Below are 20,463 nucleotides of genomic sequence, written 5' to 3'. Positions count from 1 at the left end.
AGGGGTGGCCTTCGGCAGGCCGCCCCTCGATCGTGGGACAGCGCCGCAGGTAATGACAGCGGCGGGCGACCGCCTGGCAGTCGTCGGCGCCAGTTCGACCAGCTCAGGGCGTGGTGTCGTCCTTGGCGGCCACGAATGTGCGGCGGTCGGGGACGACAAGCTGCCAGGAGTCGCCGAACCTCCGCCACTGTGAACTCGATTGCCCCAGGTGTCCCACTGGCGCCGCCCCCTTTTCCCGGACCTGGTGCGCCGTGGCGGCCAGGAAAGCGTGCGCGAGGATGGCCAAGGTGCTGTACCGGAACCAGCCCGTGTAGCGACGGACTTCGTACTGGTCCAGGCGGCATTCGTTCTTCGCGGCCTGGAAGCACTCCTCGATCGCCCAGAACGAGGGAGGCGCACTGTGAGCAACTCACCCAGGCGCAGTGCCGCCCAGCCGGTAGACGGCGTGCTGGCCTCCGCCATGCAGCGCCTGACCAACGCGTTGGACGCAACCACGGATGTCGACAGCAGGCTGACAGCCGCCTTGTACGCCGCTGCCCTCCCTCCCGCGCCTCCCGTCAAAACCTCAATCGACACCTTCCTCGACTACGGCCGACAGGAACTGCAAGCAACCCTCGAGGCCACCACAGACGTCGAAAGCCACCTCATCCTGGCCCTGCACGAAATCCACCTCGAACCGCAGACCGGCAGCACCAGCGACGAATAAGCACGCAAGCATAAGTAGCAGCCCGATCAACCTGCACACCAACCAGGCAAACTGCACGACCCCCCGGCCAGCAGCCCGCAGAACCCACCACTCGACCACCAATCGCCGCAACTCGGCCTGCCGTTCACCGACTTCATCTTTCGCCTCGATGCAGGGCAGTCACTACCACCAGCTCAGAATGCAAGATCCAGCTGGAACAGAACGAACCTCGAACCCTTGTTCCCGTCGGCAGCTCGAGCTATGAAGTCCCAAGGTTGGCAGAGGACCGCCAGACCCCGCTGAGTGCGATCTGCCGAAGTTGTTGGATGGTAAGCGGCGGCTCACTGCGGCCAGCGGGCAGCTTATAGGCCTTGGCATTGACGGTCATGATCACGACGCGGAAGCCGTCCTTCCGGAGAGTGTCAACCGTCCATTCAACGGCATTCTTTCCGTCCCCCAGAGCGGGCCCCTTGGCGATCCTGATGCGGGTGCCATCGGCCAAGGTTTTCGAACCTTGTTTGAAGACTTCCTTCATGGCCTCGTCGTGTGGATCCCACTTCTGTACGTTCACGGCAACGAGGCCCTTGCCATGGCCGTCATCGGCCGCTACATGTCCGAACCCGTCGGAACCACCAGGGTCAGTTGCGCGCAGTCCAGCAGGAAGCAGCGATGTGATGGTGCGGGCGATCTGTTGTCCAGTCATCACCGGGGACTGAAGCGGTTGCTCTGGCGGCTCGGGCATCTTCGAGAAGATGGGCGTCCACACGGTGGAGGTTGCGATGGCAGTGACCTGCTCTTGCGTCAATGGAGACTTCTTGACATCAGCAGGCCCCTCCCCATTAGACCGCACGTCGGTCTGTGCGACCATGACCTGTTTGCCCCCGGCGTAGGTAACCACAGCGGTGAAGATTTCAGGCCCCGATGGGTGGGAATCATCTTCAGGTGATCGATTTACCGCCAGCTTGGCCCCATCTGGCAGTCGCGTTACGGTACAACGACTGAAGGGAAAATACGCAGTGTCCGGGCATTGCTCAATCTCAGCGTCACCCAGCTTACGCAGTGCGACCGAAACCGTCGACGTTTTCCCGTTCCTGCGAAAATGGAGCTTGGCGCCGAGGTCACCACTCTTTTCCTGCACCCCGTGCCCCTGCTGCTGTGAAGAGTCCCCCTCGGGAAGTAGCCCTTCAAGAGTGAGCACCATTTGCTGAGCGCTTGGCCCCTCGCTATCTTTAATAGAGCCGCAACCGGTAAGAACTGCGATTCCCACGCCGAGCGATAGGGCAGCCATCTGCCACTTCTGACGTCCACAAGAGGCGGCGAACCTCATAACGCAACCACCAGAATCAAATTCTTCCATGATCCATCCTTCCCTACCGCAGGTAGCGAGGGATCAAACGATATGTGTGGCCCGTCAGAACACCGACGGGCCACACGTGCAATGTGCGAGCGGCTACAGACTAATTTGTACCTGCAGCGCTAAAGCACCGGCATCACGGGCCGATTCCCCAGATGGAAGAAGCCTTGTCATTAAAGTTTCGGTCGCCGAGGTTCGCCATCGACTTGCCCGGCGCAATCCACACAGAGCCACCACCGAGATTGATGTGCTCGTAGAGGCCGATGGAGCCGTTCCCATTGGCGTTGTACCCGGGCTGGGCGTTGATCACCGAGGAGATGTTGTCATTCATGGTGGTGCTGCTGTTGTCGTACCTGACCTTCTTCAAGTCAGGTATGTTCATGTTGCCAGCGATCTTCTGCGGACCGGTGAACGACGTGTGGTAATAGACGCAAAAGTTGTTTGCGTAGCATGGGCCGACATTACCGGCCGCACTTGCCGTGGGCGCCGAGACCAGCAAACCGCTGACGGCGACTGCCACTCCGGATACTGTCGCGATCAGCGTACTTGCTCTCAACTTCATGTTAACTGCTCCGCTCATTTACGGTCCGACCTCCAAAGTTTTAGACCGAACCGAATGAATTGGATAGAACGTGCACGCCATGTGAGCAGGATCACCGTATCTGATGCACTCTGCGCGGCGTAGCCCTTGTTCCTTGCGGTGGCCGCTTCGGGTGATGTGATCCGCAAGGCAGTCGAGCGCTGAATGCGTGACAGGCGCGGGACGGCTATCAACTGGCATGCGTTCGTTGCCTAGTTGGTTCCGGCGAGAGGTGATCATGTTCCTCTTGCCCGCGGCACCTTTTGTGTCCTGCTGCGGATGCGCGGAGGTGACGCGGCCCGCCCTCGGGGAGGTCACAGGGTCGCTGGTGAGAGGATCGTTGTCACGGTTCCACTGGCGTGAGAAGCACCGCTGCAGCGCGGTATGGCACGGCTGTGCCGTACTGGGTCGGCCAAAGCTCAGTCGGGTCTTGCGTGTGATCGAACCGACAGGCAGACCCCGGCGATGAATGATCGGCCGGACAACCATTGGACGTTGATCGGGACGTGGTCCTCCGTGACAGGGATGCCACTGTCAACGAGCGGTAGGCCGCCTCGTACATATTGAAGTCGTGGCGGGTATCTCTCGGCTAAGTCCTACCGAATGTCGCGCATGTTCTATGGGTTCAGTAAATCTGCTGGCTAGGATCAGGGCCGTTCGATCGTAGAGACACGGAGTAAGCACGATGAAGTCGCGAGCGCGGGCCATGGTCTCATTGCTGGCTGGGGCAGCCCTGGCTGCCGGTGGCATGTTGATCTCGGCACCTACAGCAAGTGCGGGCCCTTTTGACTGCCCGCCAGATAATGGACGCGTGTGTGTTTTTGAGCACACGTCATACAATGGCGCGCAGGCCAATCTGGGTTCGGTTGGCTGCCTGGCCAACCTGAAGCAGTACTACTACGCTGGCCCGCAGGGAGGTAGTAAGAACCTCAACGACAGCATCTCGTCCATCATCAGTAGGAAGTCGAGCAGCTTCTACGCGTACGCTGACACCAACTACCAGGGGCAGCGGCTCCGGGTTGACCCGGGCTGGCACGAAAACCTTGGCTATTTCGGTATGAACGACAAGATCAGTTCTTTCTGCTAGCCTCGGCTTTTGTGATGGTCCGCCGATCAGTTCGGCGGACCATTTCGCATGATCGTATCGGCAACTACGCCGACTACCCGCACCCTGATCGGTTCTGGAGGGTGCTGGAAACCGGCCGAGCACCAGCTGAGAGATGCAGGCGGCCAGTCGCCTGGAAGTGCTCATCGTCCTCTCACGCACACGAAGTTGGTGGGAGCACCACTCTTTCACGCACTTAGGCACCTGGCGACCAAGCTGTGTCTGAAGTGGTGGATTCCGCTGGGGGCGATGCGACCGACTTCGTCCTCCGATCGCCACGATCGGTCCTATTGATCGTTTCAGAGTGAAATTCGTTGTGCGGCTTGGCAGTTGGGTGTTAGGTCGGCAGGATCTGTTGGGTGTCTGCTGGGGCCTTGACCCCTGATTTTGAACACGGGATGCTCTTATGCATGTCAAGCAGCGGTCGTGAGGTGACTTGGGGCCGCTGCTGAGGCGTTCGTCGTGGTCAGAATGTGGTAGATCTCGCGGGCGACGAACCGCTTGAGACAGCGGATGATCTCTTTCTTCGACAGACCCTCTTTAGCCTCGCTGTTTCGCTTCGGGTGGCTGAGCTGGTCTGGTGGCGGTCGACCGATGATTTCGGTCGCTGGTCGGCCGGTGAGTATGGCGAAGGCCCGACGCTCGGGCCGGGTTCTCCAAGGTCTTTCGGGTCGTGGGCGGTCTGGGGTTTGCTGGTCAGCCGGCGGGACGGGGCAGTGAGGCGAGGCGGTGGAAAGCCGTGGCGAGTTCGTGTCTCCACGGCCAGGTCGCCGATATCCGCAGGCGTAGTCGCCGGCCGCCGCGGGTGAGGCGGGCGGCGACGTGCAGGAGTCGGTGGCGGAGCTTCTTCGGCTCGGCGGTGGCCATCTCCCCGTCCAGCAGCAGGAGGCACGTCCAGGCCAGCAAGTCGATCGCGGTGAGACTGAGTTCGAGCCAGACGGCGTTGACACCGAAGTCGCGGGAGGGGAAACGGCCGAACCCGGTGGTCTTGCCGCACCGGATGCGGTCCTCGACGGTGGCATGCCCGCGGTGGCGGACCTCGAGGAACTGGGCCGAACCACCACCGGGATAGGGAGTGTCGGTGAGGAAGACCTGGTGACGCAGTCCCTCGTCCAGGTCGAACAGCGACAGCTGTGCTCCTGGGTGTGGCCGCTCGCGGCGCACGATGAAGCGGGTGCCGGCCGGGTAGCCGCCCAGATCGACCATGCCGGTCAGCTCGGCGACTTCGGTGCCATCACGCAGTGTCCCGTCCTGGTCCAGGGCGGGATGCCAGAGGCGGTCGGGCATGGCCCGGATGGCGCGGCGGATCGGCTCGGTGATGGCGTATCCGACCGAGAAGAAGGTACGGATTCCTCGTTTGCGCAGGTCACGGACGTGAGCGAGGAAGGCTTTCGCGGATCCGGCGCTATCGGTGCGGACCAGGATGTCGGTGCCGTGCCGGTGGGCATCGGGGATCTGCGCGAGTGCCTGGTCGAGGACCGCAATGTGATCGGAGGCCGTGTTGGCGCCAGCGTTCCCGGGCCGCAGCTGCCCGGACAGCGCCTCGCCGGTGTTGGCCAGGAAGCACACCAGCGGGTGGAACCCGAAACCGCCCTTGTAGGTGGGCGCGGCGGCCTCCTTTTCCGAGTGGCAGGCCACCAGCGTGGCGTCGAGGTCCAGGACCAGGCCGGGCAGCACACGACCCGCGGCCCGGGCAGCGGGTATGCCCTCACCGTTCTCGGCGGCCTGCAGCCAAGCGACCTCCCGAGCCGAAGCGCGGGCCGAACGCAGCGAAGCAAGTGCCTGCTCGTCCATGTCGGCGAGCAGCCGCCAGGCCGTCGGTGTCGAGGCAACCGAGCCGAACACTTCGGCCTGGTCCCGCAGTACGGCCAGGTCCGCAAACGCCTCGCCGCCGTCGGCGAGCATCACCGCCAGGTCGGTGGTGATTCGTCCTGGATCATGTCCGGTCCCGCGTGGCCGCAACGGCCTGAGCGCGGTGGAGTACGCGGCGGTCAGCCCCGTGGCATCGGCAAGATCCGCCAGCAACCGTGTCCCGGCACGACCGACCACCCCCGAACCATCGGCACTGACATAGATCTTGGGACGCAACCCGATACCCTGCACGTAGAAAGTGCCCTCCGCCTGGACCGACAGAACCCCTCAGCAAGGTTCATCGTTCCAGGTCAGGAAGGCACTTTCGCGTTTTCGCCTCGGCAGCCACCAACCCCAAGCGAAACAGCGAGGTTAGTTCGTCGTTCCATGTAGGTGCGGGTGCGTGGGTCCCAGCGCAGGCGGCAGAGCACGATCCGGTAGAGGGCCGCGTTTGCGGCCCGGTCCCCGCCCCGGTTGAGGCGGTGACGGTGGGTTCGGCCGGAGGAGGCAGGCAGCGGCGCGGCGCCGCAGAGCATGGCAAACGCCGCTTCGGAGCGGAGCCGGTCGGGGTTGTCGCCCGCGGTAACCAGCGGCTGGCCGGCGACTTCCGGGCCGACGCCCTTCAACTCGGTAAGCGCCGGGTTGATCTCCTGGGTGAGCGGGGCTATCAGCTCGTCCAGTTCGTCGATCTCACGGCCCAGGTCGCGATGGCGGCGGGCGAGAGAGCGCAAGGCGGTTTTCGTCGCGGTGACCGGATCGCCGGCCTGGTCCGGGTGGGGACGGAAGCCCGCGCAGATGGCGAGCAGGTCTTGTCTTTCAGGTGCCGCAGCATGGTGCGGACACCTTCCGGCGCGGTGACGATCAGGTTCTTGATCTGCCGGGTGACGTCGGCCCGCTGCTGGACCGCGCTGCGGCGGGCGACGCGCAGGGCCCGCAGGGCCTCGACCCTGCCGTCACGGGACTTCGGGACCCCAGTGCGGCGTTCAGCGAGCGCGGCCCGGGCCGCGGCTTCCGCGTCGACGGGGTCGGACTTTCCCTGCCAGCGACGGGTCTTGCGGTCCGGGCGGTCGATCTCCACCACTCTCACGTCATGCTCGCGCAGGTAGCGAGCAAGACCAGCCCCGTAGGCCCCAGTTCTCTCAACCCCGACCATCAGCAGGATGCCGAAGGAGCGGAGCCAGCTCAGCAGCTTGCGGTAGCCAAGCGCGGAAGCGGGGAACTGGGCTGAGCCCAGGACCCGGCCGGCTGAGTCGATCGCGGCTGCGGTGTGGGTGTCCTTGTGGGTGTCGACGCCACCGGTGACCTCGACCTCATGCTGAGCCATCGTGGGTTGTGCCGTCCTCTCCAATCGACCGGGCGGGATGGCACCCGTCGGCCGGGAGGGCGGACAAAACAGCGATGGGGCCTCTGGCCAGGCTCTTATGAAGTCACGTCCCCCGGCCCGACAGATGCGGGCGAGCGTCCCCCGGCCGGGCCGACAAATCCCGTTGAGGACCCTGCGTCAGTTATGCGGTGGGTCAGACCCCGCCGAGGAACGCTCACGTACATCCTCACTGTTATGCGGCTTCGGCCAGCGTAGTTGATGTTGTTCGGAGTGCTCGCCCGTAGGCGATGGGGCTGCGGTGTCCGAGGCGGGAGTGGCGTCGGACGGTGTTGTAGCGGTGGAGCCAGCGAAGGAGGTCCAGGTGGGCCTCGCGCTCGGTGTCCCAGGCCCGGCGGCCTTGGAGGGTCTCCCGTTTGCAGGTCGCGTTGAACGACTCGGCGAGTGCGTTGTCCGCGCTGGAACCGACCGCGCTCATGGACTGGGTGACGCCGGCTTCGCGGCAGGCTTCGGCGAAGGCCCGGCTGCCTTGGGCTCCGTGATCGGTGTGGAAAAGGGCGCTGGCGAGGCTGTCACGGGTCCGTTCGGCCGCTTTCAGGGCGTCGACGACGAGGTCGGCGCGCATGTGGTCGGCGAAGGCGCCGTGTAAGACACTCGAGGCGGTTCGCCGGACCGGGCAGCCATACCGCACGGGACGAGTTCTCGAAGATCCCCGGACCAGCGAGGCCTGTGCGTGGGTGTGGATGACTGTCGAAGCGCGCGTTGCGCTCAGGCCGTCGGCGCGGTCCCCGGCCGGAGGCCGGAGAGCGCACCTGGTGCCGTGTCATCACCCTTGCGGAGAAAAGGTGCTGCGGCCGGACGGAGCCCGGCCGCAGAACCACTGTTCCCCGTCGGTCACTTGCGTACCGTGAACGCTCCGGTCAAGGAACCGAGCCCGACGGTGTACGTGCCCGTGATGTCACGGCGCACCGTGAACTGCAGCTGTACGTCCTTGCCGGCGCGGATCGTCACGGAGCGGCGCTGGTCGGGCTCTCCGGCCACCAGCAGGACGGCTGAGTACGTCCCCGCCTTCTCACCGACGTTCTTGACGCGGGCCGTGACGCGCACAGGCGCCCCGGGACGGACCCGGGACGGGCTCACGGACAGGTCGTCGAGCGCGAAGCGCGGCTCGGGACCGGCGTACAGGTCGTGGACGAAGACGTCCGAGTGACGGTTGGTGTCGTCCCCGACGAGATTGGCGGAGGTGCTCTCGAACGCGACGTGCCGGCCGTCGCCGCTCATGGACGCCATGTAGGAGCTGCCGTCGCCCTCGGCGCCTTCCGGGCCGCCCGAGATCCGTGTCGTGGTGCCGGCGGTCCGGTCCCGTACGAAGATGTCCGACCGTCCGTTGGTGTCGTCGCGGGTGAGATCGGCCGCGTAGCTGAAGAAGGCGACCTTGGTGCCGTCCCCGCTGAGTGACGCCCCGAAGGACCAGCTTCCGGCCGTCTGGCCGCTGCCGCTGACGGAGACCTGCTCCATCGCACCGGTGCGCAGGTCGTGGACGTGGAGCTGCCCGTCGTTGCTGAACGCGATCACGTGGCCGTCGGCGCTGATCTTCGGGCTGGTGTTCTCGCCGTCGGGTCGGCCGGCCAGGGTCGTGGTTCCCGTCTCCCGGTCGTGGACGAAGACGTCCGCCAGGCCGTCGGTGTCACCGGGGACGATGTCGCCCGCGGTGCTCTGGAAGGCGACGTACCGGCCGTCGGCGCTGACCGACTGCTCCCGGGAGTTGCCCTGTGCCGGCTCGCCGGACCGGGCCTGCGAGATGCGGACGGTCGTCCCGGTCCGCCGGTCGTGCAGGAACACGTCCGTGTCGTTGTTGGTGTCACGGGGCACCAGGTTGTCGGCGTCGCTGTGGAACACGGCGTAGCGGCCGTCGCCGCTGAGCGAGGGCGGCGACGACAGGCCGTTCCCCGGTGTGCCGTCCGACGCCACCGACACTCTTTCCGTGGTGCCGGTCGACCGGTCATGGACGAACGCGTCGGTCTGCCCGTTGGTGTCACCGGGGACCAGGTTGGTGGCGGCGCTGTTGAAACCGACATGACGGCCGTCGCCGCTGAGGGTGGGAGTGAGGGAGAAGTCGTTGCCCTGGGCGCCGCCGGTGGCGACCGACACTCTGTGCGTGGTCTGCGCGCGCCGGTCGTTCACGAAGATGTCGAGGCTGCCGTTGGTGTCACCCGGGACGAGGTTCGAGGCCTGGCTGGTGAAGGCCACCACCTGGCCGTCGTCGCTCACCTCGGGCCACCACACGTCGTCGTTGGACTGGTTGCCCTGCGTCGTGAGGGACACCCGGTCGGTGGCGGGCGGACGCGGCAGATCGAGGTCGGCACGCCGGGATGTGCCGGCGCGGCCGTCGACCTTCACGGCCAGCGGCTTGGAACGAGAGATGCCGGGCGCCGCCGCCCTCACCCGATAGGCGCCGACGGGTACGTCACGGATCGTGTAGCGGCCGTTTCGGTCCGTCACCGCGGTCAGTTCGTCGGGGACGTCCAGGACGGCGACCGTCGCTCCCGGCACCGTGGTGCCGGTCGGCTCGTACCGCACCGTGCCGGTGACCGATCCGCGGCGGGTCTGCGCCAGCTTCAGACGGACGTCGGTGAAACGGTCGGCGCTCACCTGCTGCCGGGTCTCCGTCTCGACGTACCCGAATCGGGAGAGGCCCAGCTTGTGGCTGCCGGGCGCGAGACGGATCGTGAAGTGTCCGTCCTCGTCCGTGGTCAGCCTGCGGCCGGTGTCGGTGCGCGTGACCGTGACGCCTGCCAGCGGCCGTCCGGTCCTGCCGTCGGTGACGGTTCCCCGCACACCGCTGCGCAGGGACGCCTCCGCGACCGCCGCGTAGGCGTCGATGCGACCGTGCCCGTAGCGGGAGTTGGGGCGCGCGCCGTAGCGGTCGTCGGAGACGGATGTGCCGGTGAGGACGGCCAGTGCCTCGTCCACGGTGAGGTCCGGTCGTGCCTGGAGCATCAGGGCGACCGTGCCGGAGACGTGCGGTGTGGCCATCGATGTGCCGTTGAGGGTGCCGTAGCCGCCGTCGGGCAGGGTCGACAGGACGTCGACGCCGGGTGCGGAGACGTCGGGCACGACGTAGGTGTCGGGCCATTCGGCCGGCGGGGCGCTCCAGTCGCTCTTGTCGACGACCTCTCCGCAGGAGAAGTCGGCGACGTTGTCGGCGGAGTCCGTGGCGCCGACGGAAACCGCCTCGTAGACGTTGCCGGGGCTCGCCGAGCCTCGGAAGCACTCGTTGCCGATGGCGAAGGACGGGAAGATTCCGGCGCGCAGGATGTTGCGTGCCGGCTCCACGAGTTCGTCGGCGTAGCCGTCGCCGCCGAGTGACATGCTGATGACGTCCGCGGGCCGGCCTGCCGGGGTGCCGTCGGCCGCGTAGGGGGCGACGGCCCACTGCATGCCCGCGATGACCTGGGCGAGGCTTCCCGTGCCGTTCGGGATGACGAGGCCGCCCATCAGGTCGACGTCGGGGGCGACGCCGATCTGCGTGCCGGAGGCGTCTCCGCCGGCGATGGTGCCCGCCACGTGGGTGCCGTGGTAGCTGCTGTCGTGCGGCAGGGACCCCGGGACCGGTTTGCCGTCGGTGCCGAACTCGATCCAGGCTCCGGGGCGGGCGGGGTCGTCGGACCCGTCGTCGGCCAGCTTGCCCGCGAGGTCCGGGTGGTTCATGTCGATGCCGGTGTCGAGGACCGCCACCCGGACGCCGTCGCCGGTGAGCTTCCGCTCGCTGTGCACCCGGTCGGCGCCGATCTTGGTGACACCCCAGGTGGCCGCCTGCGCGGTGGCGCGGGCGACGGCCGACGTCCTGGTGTCCGCCTTCTCGCCGGGTGGGGTCTTGAGGGTGAAGTTGGGGATGACACGGTCGACCGGGGCGAGCGCCGCGATGTCGCCGAGGGTTTGCGGCCCGGCCTCGACCAGGACCATGTTCTTGAGCCAGAAGGTGTTGAGCACGCGGTCGCCCCGGGCCTTCACAAGGTCCACGACGGGAGCCTGGTCGGACGCGGCGCCGCGGGTCAGTTCGCGGCGCACCGCGGCAGTGCTGTCACCCGCTCTAGGGGTCGTGGTGCCCTGCCGAAGCACCACGGCCGCGACGACACGTCCGTCGCCGCGAGCCTCGGCGTTGTCCATCCGCTTCAGCAGCCCGGGGTCGATCTTGCTTCGGACGGCCGCCGACAACGCGGGTCCGGGCACGGCGTCCTGCGCGAACGCGGGAGCGGCCGGCAACACGGTGGTGCATATGCCCAGGGCGGACAACAGGGCTCTGCGCCGGCGCTGTCCGCGCGGCGGATGGGCCGGGAGCGGCATGGGTGCACTCCTTACGCGACGCGTTTGAACGTCGTGGGGTCGGGTCGATCACGTAGCTGGCCGAACGCTGACATCCGGCCGGAGCCCATGACAAGATCAACGGGCGGCGACTTCCCGTCAGCTGACAGGAAACGGACAGGCAGAGACGACGTGGAAAGGGGTGCCACCCCATGCTGGAGGCCATCGGCCTGAACGAGCGCGACGAAGCCGTCTACGACGCCCTGATCAGAAGGACCCGGGCCAACACGGCGGAACTTGCCGCCGACTGCCGCCTCAGCGCCCAGGTGACCTCTCGTTCGCTGCGGTCACTGGTCGGCCTCGGTCTGGCCTCGACCGCACCCGGGCGTCCCGTCACCTACGTTGCGGTCCCGCCCGACAGTGGTCTGGAAGCCGTACTGCGCGAGCGTGAGCGGGCGTTGAACGGTGTGCGCTCCCAACTGTCGGATCTGATGGCCCTCTATCGCGCGGGCAGTCGCTTCGCGCATCCCGGCGAACTCGTCGAGGTCATCTCGGACCGGGACGAGGTCAACCGGAACTGGGCACAGATGCAGCGGGCCACCCGCACACAGGTGCGTGGCTTCGACTGCCCGCCGTACGCCGCGGCGGCCGGCCACTCCGAGCCCAACGGAACCGAACTCGAACTGCTCGGACGTGGCGTCAAATACCGTGTCATATACGACAGTTCGGTGCTCGACCTACCCGGCTGGCTGGAGGACGTGACAGCGGGGATCCGCCGGGGGGAACAGGCCCGCATCGCCCCCGGCCTGCCGACGAAGCTGGCCATATCCGACGACCGGATCGCCATGCTGCCCCTGCTCCGGCCCGGCGACGACGCCGTCACCGCGTCGTACGTCATCCACCCCTCGCCCCTGCTCGACGCGTTGGTGGCGCTGTTCGAGTCGGTCTGGGAACGAAGTGTGCAGATACGGCCGTTCACGCCGCCCGCAGACGAGGACTTCCTCCCCGACCAGTTGTCACAGGACGAGGAGAAGCTGCTGACCCTGCTCGCCTCGGGAGCCACTGACAGGTCGGCGGGCCGGGCGCTGGGCTGGAGCGAACGCACCGTCCAGCGACACATCACCAGACTCATGCGCCGCTTCGGCGCACAGACACGTTTCCAGCTCGCCATGGAAGCCACCCGCCGCGGCTGGATCTGATCGGCGACCATGGGTTTCGCGCGACGCCTCCCTGCCCGCGCCGCCGTTTGCGGGACCGGAGGCACGCGCCTCCGCAGGGGTCAGGCAGCCGGCTCCATGCCCTCCGTCCCACTCACGCTGTGCTCGACGAGAACCAAGGACCGCCAGCACTGAAGGTGGTCGACGGCCACGGTCAGGGCGTGCCACGCACAGTGGGAAATCCGGTGCGGGTGGCTCTTGGCGTCGTCGCCTTCCAGATACCAGGCGTCATCGGGCACGGAGTACATCGCGGTGATCGCGTAGTCACCGTCGGGGTACCGGAAGGCCATTGCCGCATGCTGTCACGCTGGACTGGGAAGGTGCCTCTCTACATTATGCGACCCGACGTCCCTATGTCCGGGCCCACCTGATCAGTCGCCTGTGAGCGGTCTGGAACGGACCCAGCTCGTCCGGAAGGTCCCGCCAAGGCGAGCAGGTGCGGTACTTCCACGCGATGGCCTCAAGAGTTCGACGGTGATCGGCCCACCGCCGGCCACGGACCGTATCGGCCGGCAACAACGGCTCGATCCGGTCCCACGGACGAAGCCGTAGGAACGGCCGCAGCCCTGGGCGAGGGTCCGGAGCGAGGCTCCTTTGTTGTACGCCTTCTTCAGATCGGCGCGGATCTTCTGTCTGGCTGCCCTCCCACCCGGTCGGCTGCCTCACTCTCGACGGCCGCACCCACGCACTCACCCGCGTACAACTGTGGGACCCCACGAAGCAGTGCAGCCGAACTGAGCGGGCTTCGCCCAAGCACGCGCCGCCCCTGCGGGACCGGGACGGCGCGTCGCTACCTCGGCGTGCTCAACCAGTTGAAGGGCAGGTCAGGGGATGTATACCGAGGACATGCTCGACGTCTTGGAGCACTTCACGAACTGCCCCGTGCTCTCCCGGTAGACCGGCCATCGGATGTGGTCGCGGGTGTTGGGACCGTACTCGCCGTCGACCGTCGCGCCCGAGGCACTCTGCGCCCTCCTGAGGGCGGCTTCCGTCAGGTCGCCGAAAGCCCCATCCAGCGTGAGACCGGCCCCGTAGCACTTGTTGAGTGCTCGCTGCAGAGCCGTGACTGCGGAATCGGTGCTGCTGCCGACATCGCCGTTGGTCAGGTAGCAGGTGGAGGTCGGGGTGGACTCGTTGTAACCCCACGGGAGCGGCGCCCTCAGATCCCGGTTGTTGTCGACGAACATGCTGGCGGTAGTGGTGCAGTGCCGATAGGTGCCGTGAGCCGATGCCGCAGGGGTCGCGACGAACGCCGCTGCGAGTGTGCCCGTGAGCAGGGCGCCCGTGGTGGTGAGGGCGGCGAGACGGTGACTTCTGCGAGTACTCATGTCCATCCTTCGTCAGTGAACCGACTGGTTTGTACGAGCAGTTGCAACGGCGTCCGTGCGGGACCGTGCAAGTCCGCTCTGGGCCCATCCCCGGTGCGGCGAGTGCGGGGCCAGCGGCTCCTGCCACGTGCCGCAAGCCTCACCGCCCTCCGCATCGGCCTGCAGGGCTCGGGTCCAGCGTCGGGGAGTACGCTTGCCACCTCCTTGTGGAATCCTTGCGGTGCCGTGAGGAGGGCAACTACAGGGGCTGCGGTGGGACGGGAGTTGCTCGATGACGGTTCGTGTCTCCGTGCTCGGCGGCCTCCACGTGGAGATCGACGGGCGCCCTGCCGAACTTGGTCCCCCAAGGCGACAGTCCGTGCTGGCGAGTCTGCTGGTCGACGCGAACAATGTGGTGTCCGCCGACCGTCTCACAGACCGGGTCTGGAACGGTCGCCCGCCCAACGGTGCACGCCAGGCCCTGCACAGCTACCTTTCCCGCCTGCGCGCCGCCCTACAGCCCGCTGGGGAACGCATGCTGATCGAGCGGCGGAGCGGGGGATACGTGCTGCGCCTGAGCCACAATCCCGCGGACGATGTCACCATGGACCTGCACCAGTTCAGGGAACTCACCGCGCAGGCCCGCGCTCTGGCGGTCAACGACAGCGCGAGAGCGGCCGTTCTGCTCGAGACGGCACTCGGACTGTGGCACGGCAGCGCGTTCGGTTCACTCGAGGGCGACTGGCTCGACGAGGTCCGCGCGCACACCGGCGAGGAGCGGCTTCAGGCCGAGATCGCCCGTAACGACCTGCTGCTGAGCCAGGGACGGCAGGCCGAACTGCTGGTGGAGCTGCGTTCCAGGGTCGAGGCGAACCCCACCCACGAACGGCTCGTCGGCCAGTTGATGCTGGCACTTCACCAGGAGGGCCGCACAGCACACGCGCTGGAACTGTACGAACACTTGCGCCGGGAGCTGGCGGAATCGATGGGCACGGACCCGGCTCCCGAGCTGAGGCGGCTGCATCTGGAGATCCTCGGCTCGCCCACGGCTCCGGTGGGAAAGCTGATCGTCTCGCAGGACTCGGACATCCAAGCAGCGCAAGCCCGCGCCACTGAGTCTCGTGATCGCCGCACGCCCGGCCCCGACTTCCCCGAAGCCCGGGAAGAAGCGGCATCCTCCCCCGCGGTACCCAGCCAGCTGCCCCTCCCGCCTTCTTCGCTGTCCGGCAGGGCACGGGAGCAGACCGCGCTCGACGCGGCCCGCAGCGCCGGCACATCGCCCATCACCGTGATCTGCGGCATGGGCGGCACCGGGAAGACGTCACTGGCTCTGTGCTGGGCTCATGCCAACTTGGAGCACTACCCTGACGGCCAGCTCTATGTGAACCTCCGCGGATTCGACCCCGGCACAGCCCCCCTGACCCCGCAGGAGGGACTGCGCTTGTTCCTGTCCGCCCTCGGTGTCGACCCTCGGGTCATCCCGGCGGACCTCGAGGCGCAGACCGGTCTGTACCGCAGCCTGACCGCGGGCAGGAGAATCCTCGTGCTCCTCGACAACGCATGTGACGTCGAACAGGTACGCCCGTTGTTGCCCGGTTCCTCTTCCTGCACCGTGCTGATCACGTCCCGCAACCGGCTTACCGGCCTCATCGCAGCTGAAGGAGCGCACCTTCTCGTCCTGGAGCCACTCACTCCCGACGGAGCGGCCCGCCTGCTGGCCGACCGGCTCGGCAAACAGCGCGTGTCGGGCGAGCCGGAAGCGGCCGCCTCGCTTATCGCGGCGTGCGGCAGACTGCCCCTCGCCCTGGCCGTGGTCTGCGCCCGGGCAGTCGGCGACCCGCAGCTTCCGCTCGCCACGCTGGCAGCGGAACTTGACCAGGCCGGGACCCGGCTCGACGCTCTTGACACAGGCGATCTGAGCACGTCGCTGCGGGCGGTGTTCGACACCTCCTACGGTGCTCTTCTCCCCGATGCGGCACGGCTCCTCGGCTTGCTGGGCCTGGCTCCCGGCCATGACATCGGTCTGCCGGCGGCAGCAGCTCTCACCGGGCTGCCACCGGTCCGTGCCCGTGTGCTGCTACGTGCATTGGAAGACGCCCACCTTCTGCGGCAGCACATACCGGGACGGTACAGCCTGCACGACCTGGTGCGCCTGTACGCCGCGGAGCGCGGCGCGCACAGTGGGTCCTTGGAGGTCCGTACCGCAGCTCTCACAGCCCTGACCGGCTTCTACGTCGAGGCCGCCTCTGCGGCCCGGGCGCTGATGGACCCTTACGGCACCTCGTCGGCGGTGGCCGCCGGGCACGCTCCCGAGCCCACTGACCACGCCCGCCAGCCGGAAGACTCGGCCGAGGCCGCGCGATGGTTCGAAGCCGAACGGTCCTGCCTGCTGGGCACGGCCACCCTCGCCGGCACCCTGGGGCTGCACTCCCAAGCGTGGCGGTTGTGCTGGGATGCCCACCTGCTCCTTCGCCGGTGCGGCCACGTCCATGATCTCCTTGAGACGAGCGAGACCGGTCTGGCGGCTGCGCTCGAAGTACAGGGGCCGACAGCGGAGAGACTTCAAGGACTGGCCCATCGAGCGGTGGCTTCGGCGCTACTGCTCGCGGGCCGGACCGGGCCGGAGACCTTCGAGCACCTGAGCCGGGCACTGCTCCTTTCCGAACGCACAGACGACCTGCTCAACCAGGCACACACCCACCAGGGCATCGTCATGGCACTGGACAACGCCGACCAATCCGAAGCCGCGCTTGAGCACGCCGCTCGGTCGCTCGACCTGTACGTGCGTGCCGGCCACCAACTGTGGGAGGCGAACGCGTACAACACGCTGGGCTGGTGCCAGGCGGGCCTCGGCCAGTACGAGGCTGCACATGCCAGCTGCCTTCTGTCTTTAACGACCTGCCGGAACCATGGCTTCACCCAGGGTGAAGCCGGGGCGCTTGACAGCCTCGGTCACATCAGTATGCGCGCAGGCCGACCCGGACAGGCCGCCAGTTACTTCCGGCAGGCTCTCGAGGTGCAACGCAGACGCTGTGACGCGTACGAAGAGGCCATCACTCTGAGCAGCCTGGCCGAAGCCCACCACGCCCTGGGCGAGCAGACTCAGGCCGAGGCCGCCTGGCAGCAGGCGCTCGCCCTCTACGTCTCCCAGCACCGAGCAGCCCGGGCTGAGGAAACACGGGCCAGGCTGGAAGCGGCGCTTGCCGCCAATCAGACAACCCCGGCGGCCTGACCTGCACGCCCGACGTCGGCGACGAGAAGCACCCGAAACACTTCGCCCGAAGGTGTCAGCTCTACTGGAGAAGATCGCCGTGCCTGCCTGGAGGTCACCGCACCCGTCGATCTCATAGGCGGCTTCGCCGCCCTGCTGACGCCGGCGGAGGGGAACGACGTGAAACTTGCGGAGTGGAGCACGGCCGCCTGCGCAGTCGAACTGACCCACTTGAGCAGTTTCACGAACCGTCTCGAAATCGACCGGCCGCCGTGGAAGCTGACCCGGTCCGCTCAGCCGGCAGCAGTCCGGCACTCTCATCGAAACGCAGCGTCGTGGCCGGAACGCCGCAGCGCCTGGCCAGCTGCGAGATGCGGTAGGTCGTCACACCGCCGACGGTAAACCTTCAACCCGAGTCGAAGGTCCAGCAGACCCCGGCACCAGACGGGCCTTCCCCGTGCCCGACAATCGCCAACCCGTCATATCTCGCCCTGCCGCCGGCCACGGCGCCGAGGCAGGCTGCATGATGCCTCCAACTCCCCCGGGCCGCCGGATGTTCCATCGCCAGACACGGCCCTTTGACGGGACCCCGTTCGAGGGAGGCCATGAGCGTAGGCACCGGCCGCCGGGCAGCACCCACGCTCATCGACCACGCGAAACAACCGGTATGGGGAGGTTGGATGGCATACCGGGACGTAGCGGCGGGGCGTGCCGTCGGGGGTTCCGTCAGCGAAGTGATTCTGGGCCGCAGCAGAACAGCGAGGCTTCGCGACCTACTGCCTGCCAGTGAAACGGCCCGACCCACTGGACTGACCTGCAGTCGCGTCGAACTCCACGTTGCTTTTCAGCGCTCGCGGGCGCACCACCCCATCAGCAAGCAAGCGCGCCATCGGTGCGGTGATCCCCATGCCGGCAGGTCAACGTGGCCATCGGCTGCGGCGGGGGAAATCGGGGCGGGAGACCATCGGCGTTCGACCGCGAGACCTATGAACAGCGCGACACCGTCGAACGGTCCATCAACCGCCGGCAGCAGTAGCGCGGCATCGCCACGCGCTACGAGAACACCGCGACCATCTACCTGGCCGGACCCCATATCACCGGCATCTTCCCCTGGTCCGCCTGCTGACGTAGGGCAGCTATCTGGTGTCGGCTGACGTGGCGCGGTACGCCCATTGTCAGACGTTACTGGCAGCATCCCGGCTATGAACGCCATCCGCACCACCCCACCGCGGCCGTTCGACGTCACCGCGCTCTTCCCTCAACTGGCCGCGCTGGCACGCACGGCGACCCGACTCCACCCCCGGCCGGGGTCACCAACCGTGCACGACAGCTCCGTCGGCGGACCGCTCCTGTGGCCCGCCGACGAACCGTGGCCGCACTGCAACGAGCCGCACGACAGACGCGCGGCGCCGGTGGTCCACTCCCCGGACGACATCCGGCTCCTGCGCCGCATCCGCGCCGCATCGGCCGAGCGGCTGCACCACGACCCCGAGGCACCCGACCGGACCTCCGAGGAGCTGGAAACCTTGGAGCGGATCAGGGCGGGCCGCCCGTGGTTCAACGGCCCGATCCCCCTGCTGCCCGTGGCCCAACTGTACGCCCGCGACGTCCCCTTCCCGTGCCCGTCCGGCGCGGACCTCCTCCAAGTCCTGTGGTGCCCCTTCCACCACGCGGAACACCCCCACCCCCGGACCGCACTCTTCTGGCGCTCCTCCGCCACCGTCGCCGCCGTCCTCGACGCACCGCCCGAGCCGCCGATCGTCCAGGACGGCTACTACCTCCCGGCGCCGTGCCTGCTCTCACCGGAGCAGGTCACCGAATTCCCCCACCCCAGGGAGCTGGACAAGGAGCTCCGGGACCAGCTGGACGACATGAGCCGCTGGGAGTCGATCGAACCCGCGCGGTACAACACGTACGCGGACGACCCGGGCGAGCTCTACCTGGGCAACCTCTCCACCGCCCCCGGCTGGAAGACCGGCGGCTGGAGCAGCTGGCCCCGCACCGACCCTGTGCCCCGCCCCTGCCCCGAGTGCGGCACCGAACAGGTCCCGCTCCTCACCATCGCCTCCTCGGAATGGGACGGCATCAGCAAGTCCTGGATCGCCGAGGAGGAACGGACGAACCCGGCCCCGCCTCCTCTGGGCGCCCAGGACGGCAACTTCACCTTGCTCGACATCATCGGCGGCTACGACCTCCAACTCCACGTCTGTCCGGAATCCCCGGGCCATCCGCACATCGAACTGCTCCCGTGAGTGGCTTTGTCCACGAGAACGGGTTCTGGCTCGCTTCCCGGATGCTGTTGGTGATCTTCAGGTAGGCAGGCTGCTGCAGAAGCTCTGGAATCGGCTACTGGGCCGGGGTCGGTGGGTGGTGTGAAGCCGGGCGAGAGGTACTTGCTGAGCCGGACGATGTTCGTTCCGGCTGCGGTGAGAACGTTCTGGACGTGGGTTCTGGCCATGCCGCTATAGCGGCAGTTCCGCAGGCCACGGGCATGCACCGTGTCGGAGACCGTGGCTTCGCAGCCCGGCGCGGATCGCGTAGCGTCGGCGCCACTCCGCCGTGGTCTGCTCGGCCCGGTGCTGTGTCTGGATCTCCTGAAGAGGCTGGGGCATCAAAAAGATGTGGCGGCCCATGCCGTCGACGTTGCCGGTGCATTTGAGCCGGTCAGCGCATTCGCGGCATGCCTTGCGCGGGAAGAGCACGGAAAGCCGGGGGTGGCCGTCGCCCAGTGTGGGTTTCCATGCCGGGCTCGTCACGCCGTTCGGGCAAGTCAGCGTGCGGGCCTGCCAGTCGATGTGGAAGTCCTGGTTGGCGAAGCCGGGCCGTTTGCTCGCCTGCGGGTCGTCACGGACCGGCCCAAAGAGTGTGATGCCCCACTGTTGGGAGGCCTGGTGGATGCTGTCCGGAGAGATGTAGCCGCTGTCGACGACGTGTTCCACAGGCTGGAATCCCTGCACGGTCAGTCCCCGGTGAACGCGGTCGAGGGCAGCACCCTTTCTGCAGGCCGCCGCGGCGGCGGCCATCTTCAGTGCGTCGACGACCAGCTCGGCGCGGTGGTGATCGGCCATCGCCTATCCGACCACCTCGCGTGTGGCCAGGTCGATGACCGTGGCGAGATACCACCAGCCGGCCAGCGTGGGCACGTAGGTGATGTCCGAGACCAGCCTGGTGCCCGGCTCGGCAGCGGTGAAGTCGCGTCCTACCAGGTCCGGCGACGGGGCCGCCTTCCTGCCCGGCCGGGTCAGGCCGCGGCGCTTGCGGCGCGTGATCCCGCGGATGTCGCGCTCGCGCATCAGCCGCTCGACCCTCTTCCGGTTGATCCGCCGTCCTTTCCTGCGCAGCGCCGCGGTGATCCTCGGGGCACGGTATGCGCGGCGGGACGCCGCGTGGATCTGCCGGATCTCGGCAACCAGCTCGCCCTCCCGACGGGGGCGTTCCTCGGCCGCCGGCCGGGCGGCGAAGTGCGCGTAGTAGCCCGAACGGGACACCCCGAACACCCTGCACATCAAGGTGACACCATGACCACC

Annotated in this window: 15 protein-coding genes and 5 pseudogenes; 5 read left to right on the top strand and 15 right to left on the bottom strand. The window is 67.3% G+C overall.

Annotated elements, in window-relative coordinates:
* Positions 1-103: 103 nt before the first annotated feature.
* Positions 104-388, bottom strand: a pseudogene (locus tag DN051_RS47130) (IS701 family transposase); the annotation flags it as partial.
* A gap of 12 nt (positions 389-400) precedes the next feature.
* On the opposite strand from DN051_RS47130, the gene DN051_RS44335 reads away from it, so the two are divergent.
* A complete protein-coding gene (locus tag DN051_RS44335; RefSeq protein ID WP_112443334.1) occupies positions 401-706 on the top strand; it encodes a hypothetical protein in 306 nt (101 codons plus the stop codon).
* A gap of 238 nt (positions 707-944) precedes the next feature.
* Here DN051_RS44335 and DN051_RS44330 read toward each other — a convergent pair whose 3' ends face one another.
* Together DN051_RS44330 and DN051_RS44325 are read right to left on the bottom strand one after the other, a co-directional pair.
* On the bottom strand, positions 945-2,042 hold the full coding sequence (locus DN051_RS44330; protein WP_246041240.1) for a hypothetical protein: 1,098 nt from the start codon (positions 2,040-2,042) through the stop codon (positions 945-947).
* Between the two features lie 133 nt (positions 2,043-2,175).
* Positions 2,176-2,559 carry a peptidase inhibitor family I36 protein gene (locus DN051_RS44325; RefSeq protein ID WP_159054328.1) on the bottom strand — a complete coding sequence of 128 codons (384 nt, stop codon included), beginning with the start codon at positions 2,557-2,559 and terminating at the stop codon, positions 2,176-2,178.
* A 745-nt stretch (positions 2,560-3,304) separates the two neighbouring features.
* Between DN051_RS44325 and DN051_RS44320 the strand changes: the two genes are divergently transcribed.
* Positions 3,305-3,706, top strand: coding sequence for a peptidase inhibitor family I36 protein (locus tag DN051_RS44320; RefSeq protein ID WP_079002224.1), 402 nt, complete (start codon positions 3,305-3,307; stop codon positions 3,704-3,706).
* 714 nt (positions 3,707-4,420) lie between these two features.
* Here the strand turns inward: DN051_RS44320 and DN051_RS44310 are convergent.
* The 5 genes from DN051_RS44310 to DN051_RS44295 form a co-directional block, all read right to left on the bottom strand.
* Positions 4,421-5,827: an IS1380 family transposase gene (locus DN051_RS44310; RefSeq protein WP_112443332.1), complete on the bottom strand. Its 1,407-nt coding sequence runs from the start codon at positions 5,825-5,827 to the stop codon at positions 4,421-4,423.
* A 59-nt stretch (positions 5,828-5,886) separates the two neighbouring features.
* Positions 5,887-6,306, bottom strand: a complete 420-nt coding sequence (locus DN051_RS47125) for a transposase (protein ID WP_246041239.1) — start codon at positions 6,304-6,306, stop codon at positions 5,887-5,889.
* Positions 6,243-6,899 carry an IS110 family transposase gene (locus DN051_RS47120; RefSeq protein ID WP_246041238.1) on the bottom strand — a complete coding sequence of 219 codons (657 nt, stop codon included), beginning with the start codon at positions 6,897-6,899 and terminating at the stop codon, positions 6,243-6,245. The genes DN051_RS47125 and DN051_RS47120 overlap by 64 nt, the downstream gene beginning before the upstream one ends.
* A 232-nt stretch (positions 6,900-7,131) precedes the next feature.
* Positions 7,132-7,521 carry an IS3 family transposase gene (locus tag DN051_RS44300; protein ID WP_053764205.1) on the bottom strand — a complete coding sequence of 130 codons (390 nt, stop codon included), beginning with the start codon at positions 7,519-7,521 and terminating at the stop codon, positions 7,132-7,134.
* A 269-nt stretch (positions 7,522-7,790) separates the two neighbouring features.
* Positions 7,791-11,243: a S8 family serine peptidase gene (locus DN051_RS44295; RefSeq protein ID WP_112443331.1), complete on the bottom strand. Its 3,453-nt coding sequence runs from the start codon at positions 11,241-11,243 to the stop codon at positions 7,791-7,793.
* A 170-nt stretch (positions 11,244-11,413) separates the two neighbouring features.
* On the opposite strand from DN051_RS44295, the gene DN051_RS44290 reads away from it, so the two are divergent.
* Positions 11,414-12,400: a helix-turn-helix transcriptional regulator gene (locus tag DN051_RS44290; protein WP_112443330.1), complete on the top strand. Its 987-nt coding sequence runs from the start codon at positions 11,414-11,416 to the stop codon at positions 12,398-12,400.
* An 80-nt stretch (positions 12,401-12,480) separates the two neighbouring features.
* Here DN051_RS44290 and DN051_RS44285 read toward each other — a convergent pair whose 3' ends face one another.
* From DN051_RS44285 to DN051_RS44270, 4 genes and pseudogenes are all read right to left on the bottom strand, one after another.
* The gene (locus DN051_RS44285) at positions 12,481-12,708 is read right to left on the bottom strand and encodes a hypothetical protein (RefSeq protein WP_112443329.1); all 228 of its coding nucleotides are present in this window, start codon (positions 12,706-12,708) and stop codon (positions 12,481-12,483) included.
* A gap of 70 nt (positions 12,709-12,778) precedes the next feature.
* Positions 12,779-12,982: pseudogene (locus DN051_RS44280) on the bottom strand (transposase); the annotation flags it as partial.
* Positions 12,958-13,044 (bottom strand): annotated as a pseudogene (locus tag DN051_RS46170) (helix-turn-helix domain-containing protein); the annotation flags it as partial. The pseudogenes DN051_RS44280 and DN051_RS46170, both read right to left, overlap by 25 nt.
* A gap of 198 nt (positions 13,045-13,242) precedes the next feature.
* Positions 13,243-13,746, bottom strand: coding sequence for a peptidoglycan-binding domain-containing protein (locus tag DN051_RS44270; RefSeq protein WP_162625228.1), 504 nt, complete (start codon positions 13,744-13,746; stop codon positions 13,243-13,245).
* A 271-nt stretch (positions 13,747-14,017) separates the two neighbouring features.
* Here DN051_RS44270 and DN051_RS44265 point away from each other — a divergent pair, with 271 nt between their 5' ends.
* The gene (locus DN051_RS44265; RefSeq protein WP_112443327.1) at positions 14,018-16,957 is read left to right on the top strand and encodes an AfsR/SARP family transcriptional regulator; all 2,940 of its coding nucleotides are present in this window, start codon (positions 14,018-14,020) and stop codon (positions 16,955-16,957) included.
* A 259-nt stretch (positions 16,958-17,216) separates the two neighbouring features.
* On the opposite strand, the pseudogene DN051_RS44260 reads toward DN051_RS44265, so the two are convergent.
* Positions 17,217-17,324: pseudogene (locus DN051_RS44260) on the bottom strand (MerR family DNA-binding transcriptional regulator); the annotation flags it as partial.
* Positions 17,325-18,138: 814 nt separating this feature from the next.
* Between DN051_RS44260 and DN051_RS44255 the strand changes: the two are divergent.
* Positions 18,139-19,188, top strand: coding sequence for a hypothetical protein (locus DN051_RS44255; protein ID WP_112443326.1), 1,050 nt, complete (start codon positions 18,139-18,141; stop codon positions 19,186-19,188).
* On the opposite strand, the pseudogene DN051_RS44245 reads toward DN051_RS44255, so the two are convergent.
* A pseudogene (locus tag DN051_RS44245) lies at positions 19,122-19,959 on the bottom strand (transposase). The gene DN051_RS44255 and the pseudogene DN051_RS44245 sit on opposite strands and share 67 nt — an antisense overlap.
* A 48-nt stretch (positions 19,960-20,007) precedes the next feature.
* Positions 20,008-20,424, bottom strand: coding sequence for an IS3 family transposase (locus tag DN051_RS44240; protein WP_162625227.1), 417 nt, complete (start codon positions 20,422-20,424; stop codon positions 20,008-20,010).
* Positions 20,425-20,463: the final 39 nt, after the last annotated feature.

This window comes from Streptomyces cadmiisoli, assembly GCF_003261055.1.
In the GTDB taxonomy this organism is placed as follows: Bacteria; Actinomycetota; Actinomycetes; order Streptomycetales; family Streptomycetaceae; genus Streptomyces; species Streptomyces cadmiisoli.
This window is presented reverse-complemented; position numbering and strand designations above follow the sequence as displayed.